This window comes from Robinsoniella sp. KNHs210, assembly GCF_000686105.1.
Lineage (GTDB): Bacteria > Bacillota > Clostridia > Lachnospirales > Lachnospiraceae > Robinsoniella > Robinsoniella peoriensis.
In genome coordinates this window covers 3,760,691-3,779,272 of the sequence record NZ_JMLZ01000002.1, presented here as the reverse complement: position 1 = coordinate 3,779,272, position 18,582 = coordinate 3,760,691, and the positions used below count along the sequence as shown (strand labels likewise).

General features: G+C 40.3%; 20 protein-coding genes, 1 tRNA gene and 1 other annotated feature. Of the genes, 14 read left to right on the top strand and 7 right to left on the bottom strand.

Going from position 1 to position 18,582, the window contains the following annotated elements:
* Positions 1–144 precede the first annotated feature (144 nt).
* From CD03_RS0122995 to CD03_RS0122980, 4 genes are all read right to left on the bottom strand, one after another.
* Complete coding sequence (locus CD03_RS0122995; protein WP_027295638.1) at positions 145–1,422, bottom strand: response regulator; 1,278 nt, start codon at positions 1,420–1,422, stop codon at positions 145–147.
* A gap of 83 nt (positions 1,423–1,505) precedes the next feature.
* Complete coding sequence (locus tag CD03_RS0122990; protein ID WP_027295637.1) at positions 1,506–1,748, bottom strand: RDAC family protein; 243 nt, start codon at positions 1,746–1,748, stop codon at positions 1,506–1,508.
* A gap of 157 nt (positions 1,749–1,905) precedes the next feature.
* The gene (gene nth / locus CD03_RS0122985) at positions 1,906–2,550 is read right to left on the bottom strand and encodes an endonuclease III (protein ID WP_330377345.1); all 645 of its coding nucleotides are present in this window, start codon (positions 2,548–2,550) and stop codon (positions 1,906–1,908) included.
* Positions 2,547–2,813, bottom strand: a complete 267-nt coding sequence (locus CD03_RS0122980) for a thioredoxin family protein (RefSeq protein WP_027295635.1) — start codon at positions 2,811–2,813, stop codon at positions 2,547–2,549. The genes nth and CD03_RS0122980 overlap by 4 nt, the downstream gene beginning before the upstream one ends.
* 185 nt (positions 2,814–2,998) lie before the next feature.
* Positions 2,999–3,241, top strand: a binding site (T-box leader).
* Between the two features lie 75 nt (positions 3,242–3,316).
* On the opposite strand from CD03_RS0122980, the gene CD03_RS0122975 reads away from it, so the two are divergent.
* The 3 genes from CD03_RS0122975 (at position 3,317) to CD03_RS40120 (ending at position 5,014) form a co-directional block, all read left to right on the top strand.
* Positions 3,317–4,315 (top strand): bile acid:sodium symporter family protein, encoded by a 999-nt coding sequence (locus CD03_RS0122975; RefSeq protein WP_027295634.1) that lies wholly within the window; start codon positions 3,317–3,319, stop codon positions 4,313–4,315.
* Positions 4,316–4,339: 24 nt separating this feature from the next.
* Positions 4,340–4,732, top strand: coding sequence for an 8-oxo-dGTP diphosphatase MutT (gene mutT / locus CD03_RS0122970; RefSeq protein ID WP_027295633.1), 393 nt, complete (start codon positions 4,340–4,342; stop codon positions 4,730–4,732).
* Between the two features lie 84 nt (positions 4,733–4,816).
* Positions 4,817–5,014 (top strand): tyrosine-type recombinase/integrase, encoded by a 198-nt coding sequence (locus tag CD03_RS40120; protein WP_081820350.1) that lies wholly within the window; start codon positions 4,817–4,819, stop codon positions 5,012–5,014.
* Positions 5,015–5,176: 162 nt separating this feature from the next.
* Here CD03_RS40120 and CD03_RS0122965 read toward each other — a convergent pair.
* A tRNA-Lys gene (locus CD03_RS0122965) sits at positions 5,177–5,249 on the bottom strand.
* A gap of 230 nt (positions 5,250–5,479) precedes the next feature.
* Here CD03_RS0122965 and CD03_RS34500 point away from each other — a divergent pair.
* Entirely contained in the window at positions 5,480–6,913 is a 1,434-nt protein-coding gene (locus CD03_RS34500; RefSeq protein ID WP_052377933.1) for an AI-2E family transporter, read from the top strand.
* A 27-nt stretch (positions 6,914–6,940) separates the two neighbouring features.
* Here the strand turns inward: CD03_RS34500 and CD03_RS38030 are convergent, their stop codons facing one another.
* Together CD03_RS38030 and trmB are read right to left on the bottom strand one after the other, a co-directional pair.
* On the bottom strand, positions 6,941–7,084 hold the full coding sequence (locus CD03_RS38030) for a hypothetical protein (protein ID WP_156043000.1): 144 nt from the start codon (positions 7,082–7,084) through the stop codon (positions 6,941–6,943).
* Between the two features lie 46 nt (positions 7,085–7,130).
* Positions 7,131–7,796 carry a tRNA (guanosine(46)-N7)-methyltransferase TrmB gene (trmB, locus tag CD03_RS0122950; protein WP_027295632.1) on the bottom strand — a complete coding sequence of 222 codons (666 nt, stop codon included), beginning with the start codon at positions 7,794–7,796 and terminating at the stop codon, positions 7,131–7,133.
* 267 nt (positions 7,797–8,063) lie between these two features.
* On the opposite strand from trmB, the gene CD03_RS0122945 reads away from it, so the two are divergent.
* From CD03_RS0122945 to CD03_RS38640, 10 genes are all read left to right on the top strand, one after another.
* On the top strand, positions 8,064–8,375 hold the full coding sequence (locus CD03_RS0122945; protein ID WP_027295631.1) for a hypothetical protein: 312 nt from the start codon (positions 8,064–8,066) through the stop codon (positions 8,373–8,375).
* 4 nt (positions 8,376–8,379) lie between these two features.
* Complete coding sequence (locus CD03_RS0122940) at positions 8,380–9,414, top strand: V0D/AC39 family V-type ATPase subunit (protein ID WP_027295630.1); 1,035 nt, start codon at positions 8,380–8,382, stop codon at positions 9,412–9,414.
* A 20-nt stretch (positions 9,415–9,434) separates the two neighbouring features.
* On the top strand, positions 9,435–11,372 hold the full coding sequence (locus tag CD03_RS0122935; RefSeq protein ID WP_027295629.1) for a V-type ATP synthase subunit I: 1,938 nt from the start codon (positions 9,435–9,437) through the stop codon (positions 11,370–11,372).
* A gap of 88 nt (positions 11,373–11,460) precedes the next feature.
* The gene (locus CD03_RS0122930) at positions 11,461–11,904 is read left to right on the top strand and encodes an ATP synthase subunit C (protein ID WP_027295628.1); all 444 of its coding nucleotides are present in this window, start codon (positions 11,461–11,463) and stop codon (positions 11,902–11,904) included.
* A 4-nt stretch (positions 11,905–11,908) separates the two neighbouring features.
* The gene (locus CD03_RS0122925; protein ID WP_027295627.1) at positions 11,909–12,217 is read left to right on the top strand and encodes a V-type ATP synthase subunit F; all 309 of its coding nucleotides are present in this window, start codon (positions 11,909–11,911) and stop codon (positions 12,215–12,217) included.
* Positions 12,218–12,222: 5 nt separating this feature from the next.
* Positions 12,223–12,819 carry a V-type ATP synthase subunit E gene (locus tag CD03_RS0122920; RefSeq protein ID WP_052377932.1) on the top strand — a complete coding sequence of 199 codons (597 nt, stop codon included), beginning with the start codon at positions 12,223–12,225 and terminating at the stop codon, positions 12,817–12,819.
* Positions 12,812–14,578: a V-type ATP synthase subunit A gene (locus tag CD03_RS0122915; protein WP_027295625.1), complete on the top strand. Its 1,767-nt coding sequence runs from the start codon at positions 12,812–12,814 to the stop codon at positions 14,576–14,578. The genes CD03_RS0122920 and CD03_RS0122915 overlap by 8 nt, the downstream gene beginning before the upstream one ends.
* 12 nt (positions 14,579–14,590) lie before the next feature.
* On the top strand, positions 14,591–15,982 hold the full coding sequence (locus tag CD03_RS0122910; protein ID WP_027295624.1) for a V-type ATP synthase subunit B: 1,392 nt from the start codon (positions 14,591–14,593) through the stop codon (positions 15,980–15,982).
* The gene (locus CD03_RS0122905) at positions 15,982–16,599 is read left to right on the top strand and encodes a V-type ATP synthase subunit D (protein WP_027295623.1); all 618 of its coding nucleotides are present in this window, start codon (positions 15,982–15,984) and stop codon (positions 16,597–16,599) included. The genes CD03_RS0122910 and CD03_RS0122905 overlap by 1 nt, the downstream gene beginning before the upstream one ends.
* Before the next feature lie 222 nt (positions 16,600–16,821).
* Entirely contained in the window at positions 16,822–18,516 is a 1,695-nt protein-coding gene (locus tag CD03_RS38640) for a C40 family peptidase (protein ID WP_027295622.1), read from the top strand.
* The last annotated feature ends 66 nt before the right edge of the window (positions 18,517–18,582 follow it).

Sequence of the window (18,582 nt, the reverse complement as noted above, 5' to 3'; positions counted from 1 at the left end):
TATAGATTCTGATGGTTAGAACAGTGTAAAAAGCCCCAGTAAAAATAAAGGCATAAATAAAAACACCGTATCTTCATTATTTTCTTGAAAGATACAGTGCTTCTTCTATGGTGCTGTTATTTTACCGGTATCAATTTACCGATATTACTTTTCAGGAACTTCACATTTTTTCTCTCCGATACACTCTGCCATCTGGCGAACCGCCCGGTACACGATTTTTTTCACATCTGTAATGCTTTTCTGATCATGTATCAGATAGATCGGATCATCTTCTGTCTGGAAAAGCTCATTAAGACACATTCCCATAGGATACAGGCTCTTAATACAAACAACAATCAATTCGGTACAAATCTTTTTATTTATGGACAGCGAATTTTTCTTCTGTTCCGAAAACTCCTCATAAATCATATCCAGTACTTTCTCCGCTTCGTCTGCATCCCCGGCTTTCAAAGCATTCAGAAGCTGTCGCTCCCTTTTTATCGGTGAATGGTATTCCTCATCCTCAAACATCAGGTTGCTGATGGATACAATATTGTGATTTTCTTCTAAGGTTGTAAAAACCAAAGCATTCTTTGCCTGATTTGCACAACCATATACGCTTTCGAGACCTTTTTGTATTTCACTGATACCGATGGTACAAGATAAATGAAATTCCTCCTCCATCCGGTCCGAAACCATCTTTGTTACCTTTTTCATATTTTCGTTCAATATAATATACAACAGATTATCTGCAAGGTAGCTGATCACCAGCATGATTTCACCCGGCAGATAATTCACCGTAGCTGCTTCGAAATGATATTTCCGAAAACACTCCTCAATCATACTTACGATGGAATCTGAAACAACTTCCTGATCCTCTGCCCGTATTAATATTACCTGGTATTTCGTTCGCTCTCCGTGCCCCGTTAGTCTGCGGTAATCCTGAATTACTTCATCCTGGACAGGGATCTGCATAATCAGCTGCTGGAAAAGCCTGATAATCAACATATCCTGATCCTGATGAGGCTCCTGGCGCATTTCCTTTACCCATTCTATACGCCGTTTACTCTCTTCAATACGGCAGGATACCCTTTTTACCGCTTCCAATATCTGCTCCTCTGTTACAGGCTTTGGCAGGTATTCCTTCACTCCATAACGTATTGCCTCCTGAGCATTTTCAAATTCATTATATCCGCTTAAAACAATAAACTTGGTGTCTATTCCCATACCAACCGCTTTTTCCATCATTTCCAGGCCGTCCATAATGGGCATGTCTATGCTGGTAATCACGATATCCGGTATTTCTTTTTGGATGATATCCAGGCCTTGTTTTCCATTTTCTGCTGTGCCTACAATATTGACGCCACACTGCTCCCAGGGAAATGACTTCTCAAGCCATTCAAGAACAGATTGTTCATCATCTATCAAAGCCATTTTAATCATTTTTTATACTCCTATCTCATAACAACTAACAATTTACCTCATCCATAATACCAAAGATGACATAAAAATGCAAAAACATTCTTTCAATCCACCCAAAAATTAAGCTTATCTTCACTAAATGAAATCTTGCATCCTCTTTGTTCAAAAAAAGCATCCAGTACATGATACAAATCCTCGTACTGTATTTCACTACCATCATTTCCAACGGGTTCTATCCAGAACGACTGCTTGCCGCAGGCATCCCTTATATGTAGTTGAAATGCCAGTTCCTTTTCTCTCAGCATTTGGTTACAGTCAATGATATCCTGAAAAGATATTATTTTCATGTTCGCACCTCTTATCTATTGTCTCTCATCTCTTGTCTCTTATCTTTTGTCTCTTATCTTTTGTCTCTTATCTTTTGTATCTTATCTCTTGTCCTTATCTGTTATTTCCTATCTGTTAATTCCTATCTGTTAATTCCTATCTGTTATCCCTGATCTGTTATACTTCTTTTACCGCCGCCAGTTGGAATTCACACCAATTTGACAAAGCGCAATCCCCACACATAGGTTTTCTGGCTTTACAAACCGCTCGCCCATGCCGGATGAGCTGAATGTTTATGCGTATCCAATGATCCTCAGGAAGCACCTCCTGTAATTCCAATTCCACTTTCAAAGGATCAGAATGGTGCGCCCATCCCAGTTTGTTAGATATCCGGTTAACATGGGTATCTACCGTAATCTCGGGAACTCCATATGCGTCTGACATAAAAAGATTGGCTGTCTTTCTTCCGACTCCCGCCAGTTTCATTAAATCCTCTCGGTTGTCCGGAACCTGACCATTGTACTCAGCTACCAGCTGCTGACAGCATTTTTTCATATTTTTTGCCTTACTGTGGTAGAGTCCGATGGTTTTAATCATGCCTTCCAGTTCCTCAATGTCAGCATCCGCCATCTCTTCTACCTTCTGATATTTGTCATAAAGTGCAGGAAGTACCAGATCTACCTGGGCATCCGTACTCTGAGCGCTCATCATAATCGCCAAAAGCAGCTGCCAGGGCTCCCTGTGGAGAAAACCATCTTTATCCACTCCATACAGCTCATCCAGTTTATCTAATATTTTCTTTACCTGTAATTTTTTCATCATAATCCCATCAACGCTTCTCTATATACATTTTCGACCTTTTCTTTGGTTGGTACACCTTCATGAACCTTTTTATCCCCCACATAAAAAGTGGGTACATACCAGTAATCAAGAGAATCTGCAAGCTCTGTTTCTACCGATTCATCTGCGATTCGTACCTCTGCCTTACCATACTCCGGATGTTCCATTTTCAGTTCCTCCATAAGTGCCAGTGCCTTATGGCAATGCGGGCAGTCTTTTAAAATCATCATCAATACTTTCTGCATGGCAGTCTCCTTTTCATCTGTTTTCTTTCACTATACCATAAAGCGACTTTTTTCGCCATCATCACTTGATGAAAAAGTCTTCCAAAGTTTCATTTTCCTTATTTCATTACTTTAAACTAATAACGTAAAAAAGTACTTGACTTTTACATGGTATGGCGCTATTCTTTTTTTAGATAAGAAAATGTTTAGATTCTATGAAAAGAAAAAGTAGATTGTTTTCTGTTCCCAGAGAGTCAGCGTCCGGTGTGAGCTGATGTTCAGAATTCAAATGAAAATCATCTTGGAGAATTACAGCCCAAAGCCTGTGCAAGTAAGCTGTACCGGTTAGTCCCCGTTATCGGAGAACGTATAATATGTACGTTATGAGAGCTGTCTGTATCTTACAGATGGAATATGGGTGGTATCGCGGAATTGACTTCGTCCCTTTTTTATACGGGAGGAAGTTTTTTTATTGTCCTGAAACTCTTTCTTATCACATAACCAATAACAGGGAGGAAACATTTATGAACGTATTAAAAAAAACAAGCAAATTTCTATCAAAAAACACATCATTATTTGTAATCGCAGTTGCAGTAGTCACATTTTTTGTACCGCAGCTCTTTACCTGGGTCCGGGGCACTAACCAGACGATTATTATCGGAATCATAATGTTTGGTATGGGTCTTACCCTGACTGCAAATGATTTTAAAATTCTGGCAAAACGCCCACAGGATATATTTATTGGCGCACTTGCCCAATACACTGTCATGCCCCTGTTGGCTTTTGGCGTTGGAAAACTGTTACGTCTTCCGGATGGAATTGCGATCGGCCTTATTCTGGTCGGATGCTGCCCCGGAGGTGTTTCTTCTAATATTATGTCATTTCTCTGCCACGGTGACGTTCCTTATTCCGTTGGCATGACCACCGCCTCCACCTTACTTTCACCTATTTTAACTCCAATCCTGGTTCTTCTGTTAGCCGGACAGGAAATTAATGTGGATGCTATTGGTATGTTTCAGTCCATCTGCCAGTCCGTATTAATACCAGTTGCACTGGGATTTGCCCTGAACTATTTCTTCGGGAAGAAAAAAGCATTTATAGACGCTCAGGAGCTGATGCCCGGTGTATCCGTCACCGGACTTGCCTTTGTCGTGGGCGGTGTTGTATCTCTTCAGGGATCTAACTTCTTCCAGTCAGGAATTGTCATCTTTATAGCCGTATTGCTGCATAACAGTATTGGTTATCTTCTTGGATACAGCGTTGGACGCCTGTTCAAAATGCCGGTGGCTAAAAAGCGGACTATTTCCATAGAAGTAGGTATGCAAAATGCCGGTCTTGCCACGAACCTGGCAACCCTTCATTTCGCAGCACTTCCTCAGGCTGCTTTAATCAGCGCTGTATCCTGCGTATGGCACTCCATTTCCGGTACGATACTCGCAGGATTTTTCGCAAAACTGGATGAAAAAAAGGGAATTCCAAGTAACACAGTAGCAGAAGATGGCGAGGCAGAGAGTATTGCATAGAATAATAATTTTTTGGAGGTACTTATGAAACAGGTTGAAATCGTAACTGCAATTATAATGAAAGATCACAAAATCCTTACTACCCGCAGGGGGTACGGGCAGTTTATAAATCTTTGGGAATTTCCCGGCGGGAAAATTGAATCCGGAGAAACCAACGAGGAAGCTCTCATCCGGGAACTTCAGGAAGAACTAGCCGTCGAAATAATCCCTGAAAAGCTGTTTATGTCAACGGAATACGACTATCCTGATTTCCACCTGACCATGCACTGCTACGTTTGCAGTATAAAAAAAGGCACCATTACACTGCTGGAGCATAATGGTGCAAAATGGCTGGACAAAGATCATCTGGATACAGTGGAATGGCTGCCAGCTAATAAACCTGTTATTGATGGACTGAGGGAAATGCTTACTCTTTAATGGTTTTATACCTGTCAAATAAGGGTCTGTAAATGTAATAAGTTTCAAAATTACATTTACAGACCCTTATTTTAGAGTGAGCGCCTGCATCCGCATCTGCTCCGGCATACCTTTGCAACTTCTTATATAATAGGTGGTGGTAATTTGGAAATGCTGCGGTTGCTCCTTGGACATTACGACTATAATGTAACCCGTAATTATCTACATCTTGCTTACCAGTATATGATCCTAAATGCTGATATCTATAAATTAGACTCTGTATTTTTCAAAACTACCTATTAAAACAAAATGTATCCCACTTTTTCCAGCCGGCTTCACCTGGCTGCGAAAAAAACGGGATACATTTTTTATATTTCTTAGAGTCCTAGATTCTACTATATTCGACATTAAACCAACAAAAAACACCAGCCCCAAGGCCCATACGTCCAAAAAGCTAGTGTTTCATGCGCCTTCAGGGGCTCGAACCCTGGACACCCTGATTAAGAGTCAGGTGCTCTACCAGCTGAGCTAAAAGCGCTTGTCTTTATTTTGTTTGTGTTAAGGTAATTCCTCAACGCAAGGGATATTATATTATATAATTTCGAGAATTGCAAGTATTTTTTTATAAAAATATAAGAAATATTTTTTTGTATTCCCTTGATTGATTTTCACAAACCATTTATAATGGATATAGACTAGGGAAAAATACGCGTAAAGCGACATTTTTTTATAGAAATTATTAAGGGAATTTGAGGTGCACAGGTATATATGGACAATGAAAAGTCAACAAAGCATGAAGCTTCACAAGAATACAACAAGCATACACTATTAAGAAGGAAGCACAGAAAGAAAACCGATGATATCGCTGCTTCATCCGATCAGGAAGATTCTGGTTTGGATAATTTTATAGCTGATGGATCACAGAAAAATGACAGTGATAATCAGGATGAATCAGAAATGAAAAATAGTACCTCAAGTAAAAATGAAAATAATTATAACCTTCCACATGAACCTTATGATCCGGAATATCCAAACAGAAAGTTTCATGCCAGCAACCGCTATTTTACCATATGTGTTTATGCTATAGCCGTTATTTTCTTTGGTGCCATTATCGTCAAGATTTTTGTTTCGCTGGATGGTACATTAAAATTTTTAAAGGATGTCACAAACATTCTGATGCCATTTTTCATTGGTGCATTAATCGCATTCATATTGAATCCGGCAGTGAAAAAGGTATATGAGTTTTATCACAGAATTTGCAGAATCAACAAAAAGTCCGTATGCCTGGGGTTATCCATTGCTACTACATACATTCTGCTTCTGGGACTGATTATTGTCACGCTGCTCTTTGTAGTACCGCAGATCGTAGAAAGTATTACAGAATTGGTAAATTACGTTCCTACAACGGTGGATAACGTCTACCACTTCTTTGATAACCTGGAGGAACATTTCCCAAATCTGGACGTGGAAGTAATCCGAAAAGCAATTAATGATGCCATACCGAACTTTATAACCTATTTAAAAGATTTTGCCACAAACCTTGTTCCGGCACTATATACCGTATCCGTTTCAATTTTACAATGGATTTTAAATGTAGTAATTGCCATTATTGTATCGATTTATATGCTTTCTGACAAGAAACCGCTGCTGAACTCCATAAAAGGAATTATTTATGCATTTGTTCCGGTAAAGCATATCAGTTCTACTATTGATACGTTAAAAACCTGCAACCAGCTGTTCAGCAGTTTTATTATCGGAAAAGCGATTGACTCCCTGATTATCGGGCTGCTCTGCTTTGTAATCATGAGCCTTTGCCAACTTCCATATGCCGTTCTGATCAGTGCCATCGTAGGCGTAACAAACATGATCCCTTATTTCGGTCCATTTATCGGTGCGGTACCAGGAGTTTTAATCATGTTATTGGTCAGTCCGATTAAAGCCCTGATCTTTGCAATACTGATATTGGTACTGCAGCAGTTTGACGGTTTAATCCTGGGACCCAAGATTCTTGGAGATTCAACCGGTTTGAAGCCGCTGTGGATTATATTCGCCATTACCATAGGCGGAAGTATTGCCGGTGTTCTGGGTATGTTCCTGGGCGTTCCTGTCATAGCCGTTTTAAGATATCTTCTGAACCGTTTTCTACAGTACAGGCTTGAAAAAAGGAATTTTAAGGACAGTCATAATTTTAATATTGAATAGAAAAAGGGTAATCCGCCAAACGGCAGATTACCCTTTCTTCTTATCTTCACCTTTTAATTTTTTGTTCACTTCATCAACGGATTTCTTAAGTGCCAGAAGCTGGCGGTCCATTGTTGTTTTATCATTGAAGAACATTCCCACTTTTTGTTTCAGGCTTTTATTCTTTATCATGCTTTCACATCCATAACAAGCATTTACTATAGTATATTCTTACTCTTTAATCCTGTGCAGGATCATTTTTCTCTCTGCACACAATCATTTTATGAATTGGATTGCCAAGGGCCGAGAATTTTTCTTCATATTCTGTCATTACATTCCCCTCTGACAAAACCCCATCGTGATGAAGATCGAAAGTACATGCTTTGAGGATCCATCCCGCAGGTTCTACTTCTTCTAAGGCAAAATCAAAGAGTCCTCTGTTGTCCGTCTTAAATTCAACGGTCCCGTCCGGCACCAGAATCTTGTCATAACGGCTCAAAAACTCTCTGGAGGGGAGTCTCCTTTTAGCATGCCGGTCCTTAGGCCACGGGTCAGAAAAATTCAAATAGATGCGTTCCACTTCATTTTCTGCAAAGATTTCAGGCAGTTCTCTGGCATCAATACACAGGAAAAATAAATTCTGAAGTTCAGTCATAGTTTCTCTTTTTTCCAACGCCCGGAGAAGAACACTGGAATACCTTTCGATTCCCACATAATTTATTTCAGGATGATCGAATGCCATCTGGGTTATAAATCTGCCTTTCCCCATTCCAACTTCTATATGAATCGGGTGATCGTTGCCAAATGCTTGTTTCCATGCGCCTCTCACCGTTTTAGCATCTTGGATTACATAACTGCTCTCTGCTATAATTTCATCTGCTCTTGGAATATTTCTCAATCTCATAATTTCTCTGCATGAAATTCATGCTTCTCCTTACTTTATTATTTTTTTCTGATGTTTTTAAAATTGTCTTTTGTAAACATTTCACAGTTGTCAAGCCTTCTAAGAAGCACTTTTACTGTATAGCCAAGAATGATTGTAACACAAAACTTAATAATATACAAAAAATAAATTATATTTTTTTTAATTTTGGTAAATTTATTATAGATTTTTTTTGAAAATGGTGTATGATTATATAATGAATATTGAATAGATAGGAGGGCATGAATTATGGATATGGTTGTGAACCGATTATCTGAAATCGAGGCAGCATCTGTCAGGATTATCGATGAAGCAAACGCTCAGAAAAAAGAACTGGACGATGAGCTACATGACGAATTACAAAAATATGATGCCGAAGTAGATGCAGATACCGAACAAAAGCTCAAGCAGCTGCAAGCAGATCTTCAAAAGGAAATGGAAAAAGACCTTGCCAAGCTAAAAACTGAGACTCAGCGTTTGGTAACGAATCTGGAAGCTGATTATAATGTAAACCACAAAAAATTAGCTGCCGGGGTATTAAAAAAACTAGTAGAGGGGTAATCATATGGGAAACCTGTTAGCTTACAGCGGGACCACCACCAAAATACGTGCAATCAGAAGTCGTCTGTTTACAGAGGAAAATTACCGTGAACTGGCTTCTATGGCAACTGTCACCGATGCCCTTAGCTTTATAAAGAAGCATCCCGGTTATCACGATTTGTTTGCGCACGCGGATGAAGCGTCTCTGCATCGTAACGACATTGAAAAAATACTGCAGAATGCCGTATATGTGGATTTCCAGAAAATCTACCGGTTTGCCACCGTGTATCAGCGTAAGTTCCTGGATATGTACTTCAAGCGATATGAAGTCGCTATATTGAAGAGTTGTCTGAGAATGGTATTTGACCGCCGTGACATGGAACTGGATTTAACGATTTTCAAAGATTTCTTCGAAAAGCACTCTGACATTGACATCACCAAATTATCAAATTGTACCACATTGGAAGAGCTGGTTTCAAATTTAAAAGGAAGCATGTTCTATGATTGTCTGAACAGGCTGTCCAATGTTTCAAATCCAACTCTTTGGGATTATGGCATGGCATTGGATTTGTTCTATTTTAAGAAGTTCTGGAAAGAAAAAGACAAACTTCTGAAAAAAGATGCATTGAAAAGTGTAACCGCCGCCTATGGCACCAAGATGGACTTACTTAATATAGAATGGATTTTCCGTTCTAAGAAATATTATAATATGTCAGGTCCTCAGATCTATGCATTACTGATCCCTGTTCAGTATAAACTGAAAAAGGCAGATATCCATGATCTTGTCGAAGCACCCACAATGGATGAATTCGATACAGCCCTTAAGAAGACTTATTATGGAAAGCATTATGAAGGCTATGGCGTAAGAACAATTGAACCGATGTACAACAAAATACGTATGAAAGTTCAGAGGGGAAACGCTGAAAAAGATCCATATTCAGTAGCAACCATCATCTCCTATCTCTATGAGAAAGAGCATGAAATTGACAAACTTACAACCGCTTTAGAGTGTGTCCGTTACGGTATTGATCCAAACGAGACACTAGACTATATTCTTTAAAAGCAGAGGAGGTGTAACTTGTGATTGTCAAAATGAAATTTTTGAGTATTACGGGACCTAAGGCTGATATCGACCGCGTGGTAAACGAATACTTGTCCAAATACGAAATTCATTTGGAGAACGCCTTATCTGATTTAAAAACGGTTGAACATTTAAGGCCATTTATGGAAATCAATCCATATCGTGAATGGCTCATAAAAGCAAATGAATATGCTGAGCTTGTGAAAGATCCGCATTTTACGACTACCAAACATATCACCCTTGAAAAAGCATTGGATGTTGTGAATGAACTGGATACCAAAATTGGCGATATCCGCACGAAACGAAATGAACTGGATGCCAAAAGGGAGTCCTTAAGAGCCTCCATTCAGAAAATCGAGCCATTCTTAGAATTTCAATATAACATACATGCCGTATTGGAATTCAAATTTATTAAGTACCGATTTGGTAAAATTGCCCATGACTACTATACGAAATTAGAAAGATATGTCTACGACGATTTTGATACGGTATTTTACAAATGCCATACGGATGAAGATTACGTATGGGGTGTCTACTTTGTACCTGCCGCCCAGGCATCCAAAATAGATGCGGTTTACTCTTCCATGCATTTCGAACGTATTTATCTTCCTGATGATTATGCCGGAACGCCAAAAGAGGCATATGATGACCTTAAGGCAGATATTGATAATTACAGTAAAGAAATTGCGAAATGCAATGAAGAAATTACCCGGGCCCTTACAGAGCACAAAGAACTGCTGCTTCTGGCTCAGGCTAAGTTACAGGCACTGTCCACAAACTTTGATGTCCGCAAGCTTGCAGCCTGCACCAAGGAATCAAAACAGATATTCTATATTTTATGCGGATGGATGTCGGAAGAAGATGCAAGATCCTTCCAGCAGGATATCTCAGAGGATGAAAATCTATACTGTATTGTAGAGGATGACAATAACAATATTGTTAATTCTCCTCCCACCAAATTAAAGAATCCTAAGTTGTTCCGGCCATTTGAAATGTTCGTCCGAATGTATGGGCTGCCGGCTTACAACGAAATAGACCCTACAATATTCGTAGGCCTTACCTATGCCTTTATCTTTGGCGCCATGTTCGGCGATGTAGGTCAGGGATTATTACTTTTGATCGGTGGATTTTTATTGTACCGATTTAAAAAACTGGATCTGGCAGCGATCATCAGCTGTGCCGGATTTTTTTCCACGGTATTCGGGTTCCTGTTTGGAAGTTTATTCGGATTTGAAGATGTTTTAGAGCCCATATGGCTCCGTCCGGTAAACCATATGTCAACGATACCATTTATCGGAAATTTAAATACCGTATTTATCGTAGCAATTGCATTTGGTATGTTCCTGATTATTGTAACAATGATCTTTCATATTATTAATGGTATTAAAGCAAAAGATGCTGAAAACACCTGGTTTGATACAAACGGTCTTGCAGGACTGGTATTCTACGGTGCAATCGTTGCAGTGATCGTGCTTTTCATGACAGGAAACACCTTACCGGCAGGTATCGTATTAGTCGTTATGTTTGTCATTCCGCTAATTCTGATTGCTTTAAAAGAGCCTCTCTCCAAACTGGTTGAGAAAAAGACTGACTTTTTGCCAAAAGAAAAAGGTATGTTTATTGTTCAGACCATATTTGAAATGTTTGAAGTGCTTTTAAGCTACTTCTCAAATACACTTTCCTTCGTCCGTATCGGCGCATTTGCAGTCAGCCACGGAGCTATGATGGAAGTTGTACTTATGCTTGCCGGTGCAGAAAACGGCGGATCGCCGAACTGGCTGGTTATCATACTCGGTAACCTGATCGTATGTGGTATGGAAGGTTTGATCGTAGGTATCCAGGTACTGCGTCTTGAATATTATGAAATGTTCAGCCGTTTCTACAAAGGTACCGGACGTGAATTCAAACCATTTTCAAAAAAAGATAAGGCCGCCTAAGATAAGACGCCAAACAAATCTAAATCAAAAATTGCCAAAGGCACTTTTTTGAATATAAAAACATTTTTTTATTTAGGAGGATAATATAATGACAACATTAACATCAATCGTATTAGTAATTGCATTGGTTCTTAGCATCATCGTACCTTTCGGAGCATTTTTAATCGGCGAGAGAAATAAAGGAAGATATAAAACTTCTTTAGGTATCAATTGCTTCTTCTTCTTTGGAACTATGGTTCTCGGTGCTATTATAGCATTTGGCGGCGACGGATCTACAGCAATGGCTGCAGAAGCTACCGGTGAAGCTATTCCCGGATTATCCGCAGGTCTTGGTTATCTTGCTGCTGCATTAGTTACCGGATTATCCTGTATCGGTGGTGGTATTGCCGTTGCTAGTGCTGCTAGTGCTGCCCTTGGTGCAATCAGTGAAGACCAGAGTATTCTTGGTAAATCACTTATCTTCGTAGGTCTTGCAGAAGGTGTCTGCCTCTATGGTCTGATCATCTCCTTCATGATCTTAGGTAAATTATAATTCTATGAAGATGTATTTAATCAGTGATAATGTAGATACTTATACCGGTATGAGACTAGCAGGAGTGGAAGGATGCGTTGTTCATGAGAAACCCGAAGTAAGGGAAGCCCTGGAACGCACGGTTGCCAATAAAGAAATTGGCATCATCCTGCTTACAGAGAAATTCGGCCGGGAATTCCCGGAAATTATTGACGATGTAAAGCTAAACCGAAGACTTCCACTTATCATTGAAATACCGGATAGGCATGGTACGGGACGTAAGCCGGACTTTATCACTTCTTACGTAAATGAAGCCATTGGAATAAAATTGTAAAGAGGGTGAAGATTTTGACAACCGAAGAAAAGTTAAAACATTTCGAAGAATCTTCCTTAGAAAATGCCAGAGAACAGGCAACTCAGATTATATCAGAACATAAAACTGCTCTTGAAAAAATCAAAACTGAGCATGTGACTGCTAAAAAACGGCAGGCTGCCCTTCAGATAAAAACTGAGACAGAAAGCTTAAAACGAGCAAACAATATGGCTCTTTCAAAGGAACAGCTTCAAATAAAACGAGAAATAACCAAAAAGCATAATGAATTAAAAGAAAAGCTTTTTGTAGAAGTCAAGGCAATGCTGGAGGATTATATGTCTTCTCCTGCCTATGATAAATTATTAGTCAATCAGATTCATGAAATAAAAGAACTCGCTGGAGACGGAAGCGTTATCATTTATATTGACCCTGCCGACTCTTCCAAGCAATTAAGTCTGGGCGCCTCAACGAATGAGCAGGTTTCCTTATCTGAATATTCGTTTATGGGCGGTACAAGGGCAGTTCTTGCCGACCGGCATATATTAATTGATAATTCCTTTGCAACAAAATTAGAAGAGGCAAAGGCAGAATTTACATTTGACGGAGGTATGACCCATGACTAGAACAGGCATTATATATGGTATCAACGGACCTGTTGTCTATTTAAAAGGCAACACCGGCTTCAAAATGGCTGAGATGGTTTATGTTGGTAAGGAAAAATTAGTTGGTGAGGTCATCAGCTTAACAACCGATACCACTACCGTGCAGGTTTACGAAGAAACAACCGGTATGAAACCGGGTGAAGAAGTAATCGCCACCGGCGATGCAATCTCCGTAACACTGGGACCTGGTATTCTGAATAATATTTTTGATGGTATTGAACGTCCTCTTAGTGAGATCGCTAAAAACTCGGGTAAATATATTAACCGTGGTGTAAGTGTTGATTCTCTGGATACTTCAAAACTGTGGGACGTACATATCACAGTAAAACCGGGCGACACCGTAAGCGGCGGTACCATTATCGCTGAAGTACCGGAAACTCCTGCTATCACACATAAATCAATGGTTCCTCCAAATATGAAGGGTACTATTTTAGATGTTGTGAAAGACGGACAATATACCATTACTGATCCAATCGTTACCATTCAGTTACCGGATGGTACGGAAAGAAAATTATCCTTAGCACAGAAATGGCCGATTCGTGTTCCAAGACCAACCGAAAAACGTTATGCTGCAAGCAAACCTTTAATTACCGGACAACGTATTATTGATTCTATGTTCCCGATTGCAAAAGGTGGTACGGCTGCTGTTCCCGGCGGATTCGGAACCGGTAAGACCATGACACAGCATCAGATCGCAAAATGGTCCAATGCCGACATTATCATCTATATCGGCTGCGGTGAACGTGGAAATGAGATGACACAGGTTCTGGAAGAATTCTCGGAACTGGTTGACCCCAGAAGCGGCAATCCTTTGATGGACAGAACGACTCTGATTGCAAATACATCCAACATGCCTGTTGCTGCCCGTGAAGCTTCTATCTACACCGGTATTACACTGGCTGAATATTATCGTGATATGGGTTATGACGTTGCAATCATGGCCGATTCAACTTCTCGTTGGGCAGAAGCTCTTCGTGAATTATCCGGACGTCTGGAAGAAATGCCTGCTGAGGAAGGTTTCCCGGCATATCTGGCATCCAGATTATCTGCTTTCTATGAAAGAGCCGGACTTATGCAGAATTTAAATGGAACAGAAGGAAGCGTATCTATCATCGGAGCTGTATCTCCTCAGGGTGGTGATTTCTCCGAACCAGTTACACAAAATACCAAACGTTTCGTAAGATGTTTCTGGGGACTTGATAAATCCCTTGCCTATGCAAGACATTTCCCCGCTATTCAATGGCTGACCAGCTACAGTGAATATCTGACAGACCTTGGTCCATGGTACAAAGACAACGTAGATCCAAACTTTGTAGATAACCGTAATCAGATTATGGCTATCTTAAACCAGGAAAGCAGTTTAATGGAAATCGTTAAACTGATTGGTGGTGACGTACTCCCGGATGACCAGAAGCTTACATTGGAAATCGCAAGGGTAATCCGTCTCGGTTTCTTACAGCAGAATGCTTTCCACAAAGATGATACCTGCGTTCCGATGACCAAACAGTTCAAAATGATGGAAATTATTCTTTACCTGAATAAAAAAGCAAAAGCCCTGGTTACTATGGGAATGCCAATGTCCATCTTAAAAGAAAGCAACATTTTTGACAAAATTGTTTCTATTAAATATGATGTTCCAAACGATCATCTGGAGAAATTCGACGACTACAAGAGAGAAATCGACGAATTCTATAATGAAGTTTTAGCTAAAAATGCATAGGAGGGTTAAATCATGTCAATTGAATATTTAGGACTTAGTCAGATCAACGGCCCCCTTATTGTATTAGAAGGAGTCCAGAATGCTTCTTTCGAAGAAATCGTTGAGATTACAGTAGAAGGAACCGAAAAGAAACTGGGCCGTATCGTAGAGCTGTATGAAGATAAAGCAATCATTCAGGTATTTGAGGGAAATGAGAATATGTCCCTGAAAAATACCCATACAAAATTAACCGGACATCCAATGGAGATCGCACTATCTCCAGATATCCTGGGACGTACTTTCAACGGTATCGGTCAGCCGATCGATGACCTCGGAGAAATTACACCCGAAGTTAAATTAAATGTTAACGGTCTTCCGTTAAACCCGGTAACCCGTGAATATCCGCGTAACTATATCCGTACCGGCGTTTCTGCAATTGACGGACTGACCACACTGATCCGTGGACAGAAGCTTCCTATTTTCTCAGGAAACGGACTTCCCCATGACAGACTGGCGGCACAGATCGTAAAACAGGCTTCTCTTGGTGATAACTCAGATGAAAAATTCGCTATCGTTTTTGCCGCTATGGGTGTTAAATATGACGTAGCAGAATTCTTCCGCAAAACCTTCGAGGAAAGCGGTGTTTCCGATCACGTTGTTATGTACTTAAACCTGGCTAACGACCCGGTCGTTGAACGTCTGATCACACCGAAGGTTGCTCTTACTGCAGCTGAATATCTGGCTTTTGAAAAAGGCATGCATATCCTGGTTATCTTAACGGATATGACCTCTTTTGCAGAAGCAATGCGTGAGGTTTCCTCATCGAAAGGTGAAATCCCAAGCAGAAAAGGCTTCCCTGGCTACTTATACAGTGAACTGGCAACGATTTATGAAAGAGCCGGAATTGTACAGGGCATCAGCGGTTCTGTAACCCAGATCCCGATTCTGACCATGCCAAATGATGATATTACTCATCCGATCCCTGACCTCACCGGTTACATTACCGAAGGACAGATCGTATTGGACCGTGAGTTACATGGCCAGGCAATTTATCCGCCTATCAACGTCCTTCCTTCTCTGTCCCGTCTGATGAAGGATGGTATCGGAGCCGGATATACAAGGGAGGATCATCAGGACGTAGCCAACCAGCTCTTCTCCTGCTATGCAAAGGTTGGAGATGCCAGAGCTCTGGCAAGCGTTATCGGTGAAGACGAACTGTCTCCTCTCGATAAAATTTATTTAAAGTTTGGTAAATCTTTTGAACAGGAATTCGTTGGACAGGGCGAAAACGAAAACCGTTCCATTATCGATACCCTGGAAAAAGGCTGGGAACTTCTTGGAATGCTTCCTAGAGAAGAACTTGACCGTATCGATACAAAGGTTCTTGATAAATACTACAAACCTGCCGAGTCAGAGGTGATTTAATGAATCCAAATACATTTCCTACGAAGGGTAACTTAATATTAGCTAAGAACTCTCTGGCTCTTGCAAAACAGGGCTTCGATCTGATGGATAAGAAGAGAAATATCCTGATCAAAGAGATTATGGGGCTGATTGACCAGGCGCAGGATATTCAATCACAGATTGATGAAACATTCCGTACCGCCTATGCTGCTCTCCAAAGAGCTAATATCGAGCACGGTATCAACTATGTACAGGAGATTTCTTTCTCCGTACCGGTTGAGAATTCCATTCGTATAAAAACGCGAAGCGTTATGGGAACTGAAATTCCTCTTGTGGAGGCAGATCCCATCGTAAATGAACCAACATACGCTTATTATACGACGAAACGGTCACTGGATGAAGCAAAGGTTTCCTTCGAGAAAGTAAAGGAACTGACGATCAGACTTTCCATGATCGAGAATTCTGCATACCGGCTTGCAACCAATATCAAGAAGACACAAAAACGTGCCAATGCTTTGAAAAACATTACAATCCCTACTTACACCGAACTCACAAAGAGTATTCAAAATGCATTGGAAGAAAAAGAACGTGAAGAATTCACAAGACTGAAAGTCATAAAACGTATGCATTCCAAATAATACTAAATATGACAAATATTACTTCGTCATAGCATACAAAATCAGGCGTCCATATCTGTGCAACATACATAGATATGGACTTTTCTTTTGCTTTTTCATGAATAAATGTTGACATTTCCTTCCAGATGGGCTACTATTTTAAATGAAGTGTAATATATTTGTAACGTATATACACACACTCGCAATATTTAAAAGAGAATGAAAATATCAAAGGAGTATAGGATGAAGAAAAAAATTCTTGTAGTGCTTTCCCTGGTAGGAATATTAGCTACGTCTATACCTGCCCCTGATGTTCAGGCGGCCTGGAAAGTGACGGATCAGGGACGACAGTACACAACGAATTCTACACTTGGCTATGCAACTGGCTTTAAGAAGATAAAAGGAAATTGGTACTATTTTGATAAACAGGGTATCATGAAGACCGGATGGGTTTACACAGACCGCCAATGGTACTATTTAAGAGCCAATGGTAAAATGGCCAAAAATACGTGGATTGGTAATTTTTATGTAACGGCTGACGGGTCTATGGCACGTAATACCAGAGTAAACGGCGTAGAATTTGACGCCTATGGAAATAAAGTACTATCCTCCAGCGGAGATTCCGGTACAAGTTCCTATTCAAAAAAGAAGAAAAATGGCTGGTATCAGTCCAAGAGCGAAAAGACCTGGTATTATTATAACGATCAGGGTGTGAACGCCAAAGGCTGGCTCACTCTTCCAAACGGGAAATATTACCTGGATCCTGATACCGGAGCGATGGAAACCGGATTTACAAAGATCGGCCGGTCTTCATACTATTTCAATAAATCAACCGGTAAAATGCAAACGGGATGGTATAAAGTAGGTCGCAAGCGCTACTACTCCTCTAAATCCGGTATTGTAAAAAAGAATCGCTGGTTAAGTAAAAAAACTATGTACGCCGGTAAAAAGGGCGCTATGGTAACCGGATGGGCAACCATTAAAGGGGAACGGTATTATTTCAGCCCTTCAACTGCCAAGAAGGTTACCGGATGGCAAAATTTAGACCGCAACTGGTACTTTTTTGATGAAAACGGTGTTATGGTGAAAAGTAAATGGATAACCTATGAACCAACTGGAAAAAGATGTTACCTTCAGAGCGATGGCAGCATGGCTTCTGACCAGTGGATAGGTAAATACCATGTGTCAGCAAGCGGATATCGGGATGGACAAACACGCAGCAAAGGTCTTTTTTATGAAAACGGGAAAACTTATTATAACAATAAAAAATATAAAAAAGTAGCTGGCTGGGTAACGGTTGACAGCAAACGGTATTATTTTGGCAATGACTATGCCGCAGTAAAAGGATGGCAGACAATTGATAATAAGAGATTCTATTTTGACTTAAACGGTGTCATGCAGACAGGCTTAATAGATATTGGAACCCATACATATTATTTCAATACAGACGGTTCCATGGTTTCATCAACTACAATTATGATTAACGGCATTGCATATTCATTCGATGCTGACGGCGCATATATTGATCCGGATATTCCTGCAGATGCTACAAAAGGTGAACAGATCGCCGCTTATGCCAAGAAATTCCAAGGCAACCCATACGCATGGGGCGGCATCAGTCTGACAAATGGCGCGGATTGTTCCGGTTTCACTATGAGTGTCATGAAACACTTTGGCATTTCCATTCCACGAGTTGCAGAAGACCAAGCAAATGGTTATTCAGAATGGGGCGGTATTTACAACAAAGCAAAATCTGTAAAGCCAACTGTCAGTCATCTTTTACCAGGAGATCTAGTATTCTACCGTAGTCCAGTAGGGCATGTTGGAATCTACATCGGTAATGAGAAAATAATTCATGCAAGCAACTCAACAGACGGTATAATAATATCTAAATTTGACTTTGATAAGCCGGTTTCGGCAATGCGCTACTGGGCATAGCCAACGACAGATCATTAAATACGAAATATTCCGGAACCAACTGTTAATAACAGTTGGTTCTTCTTT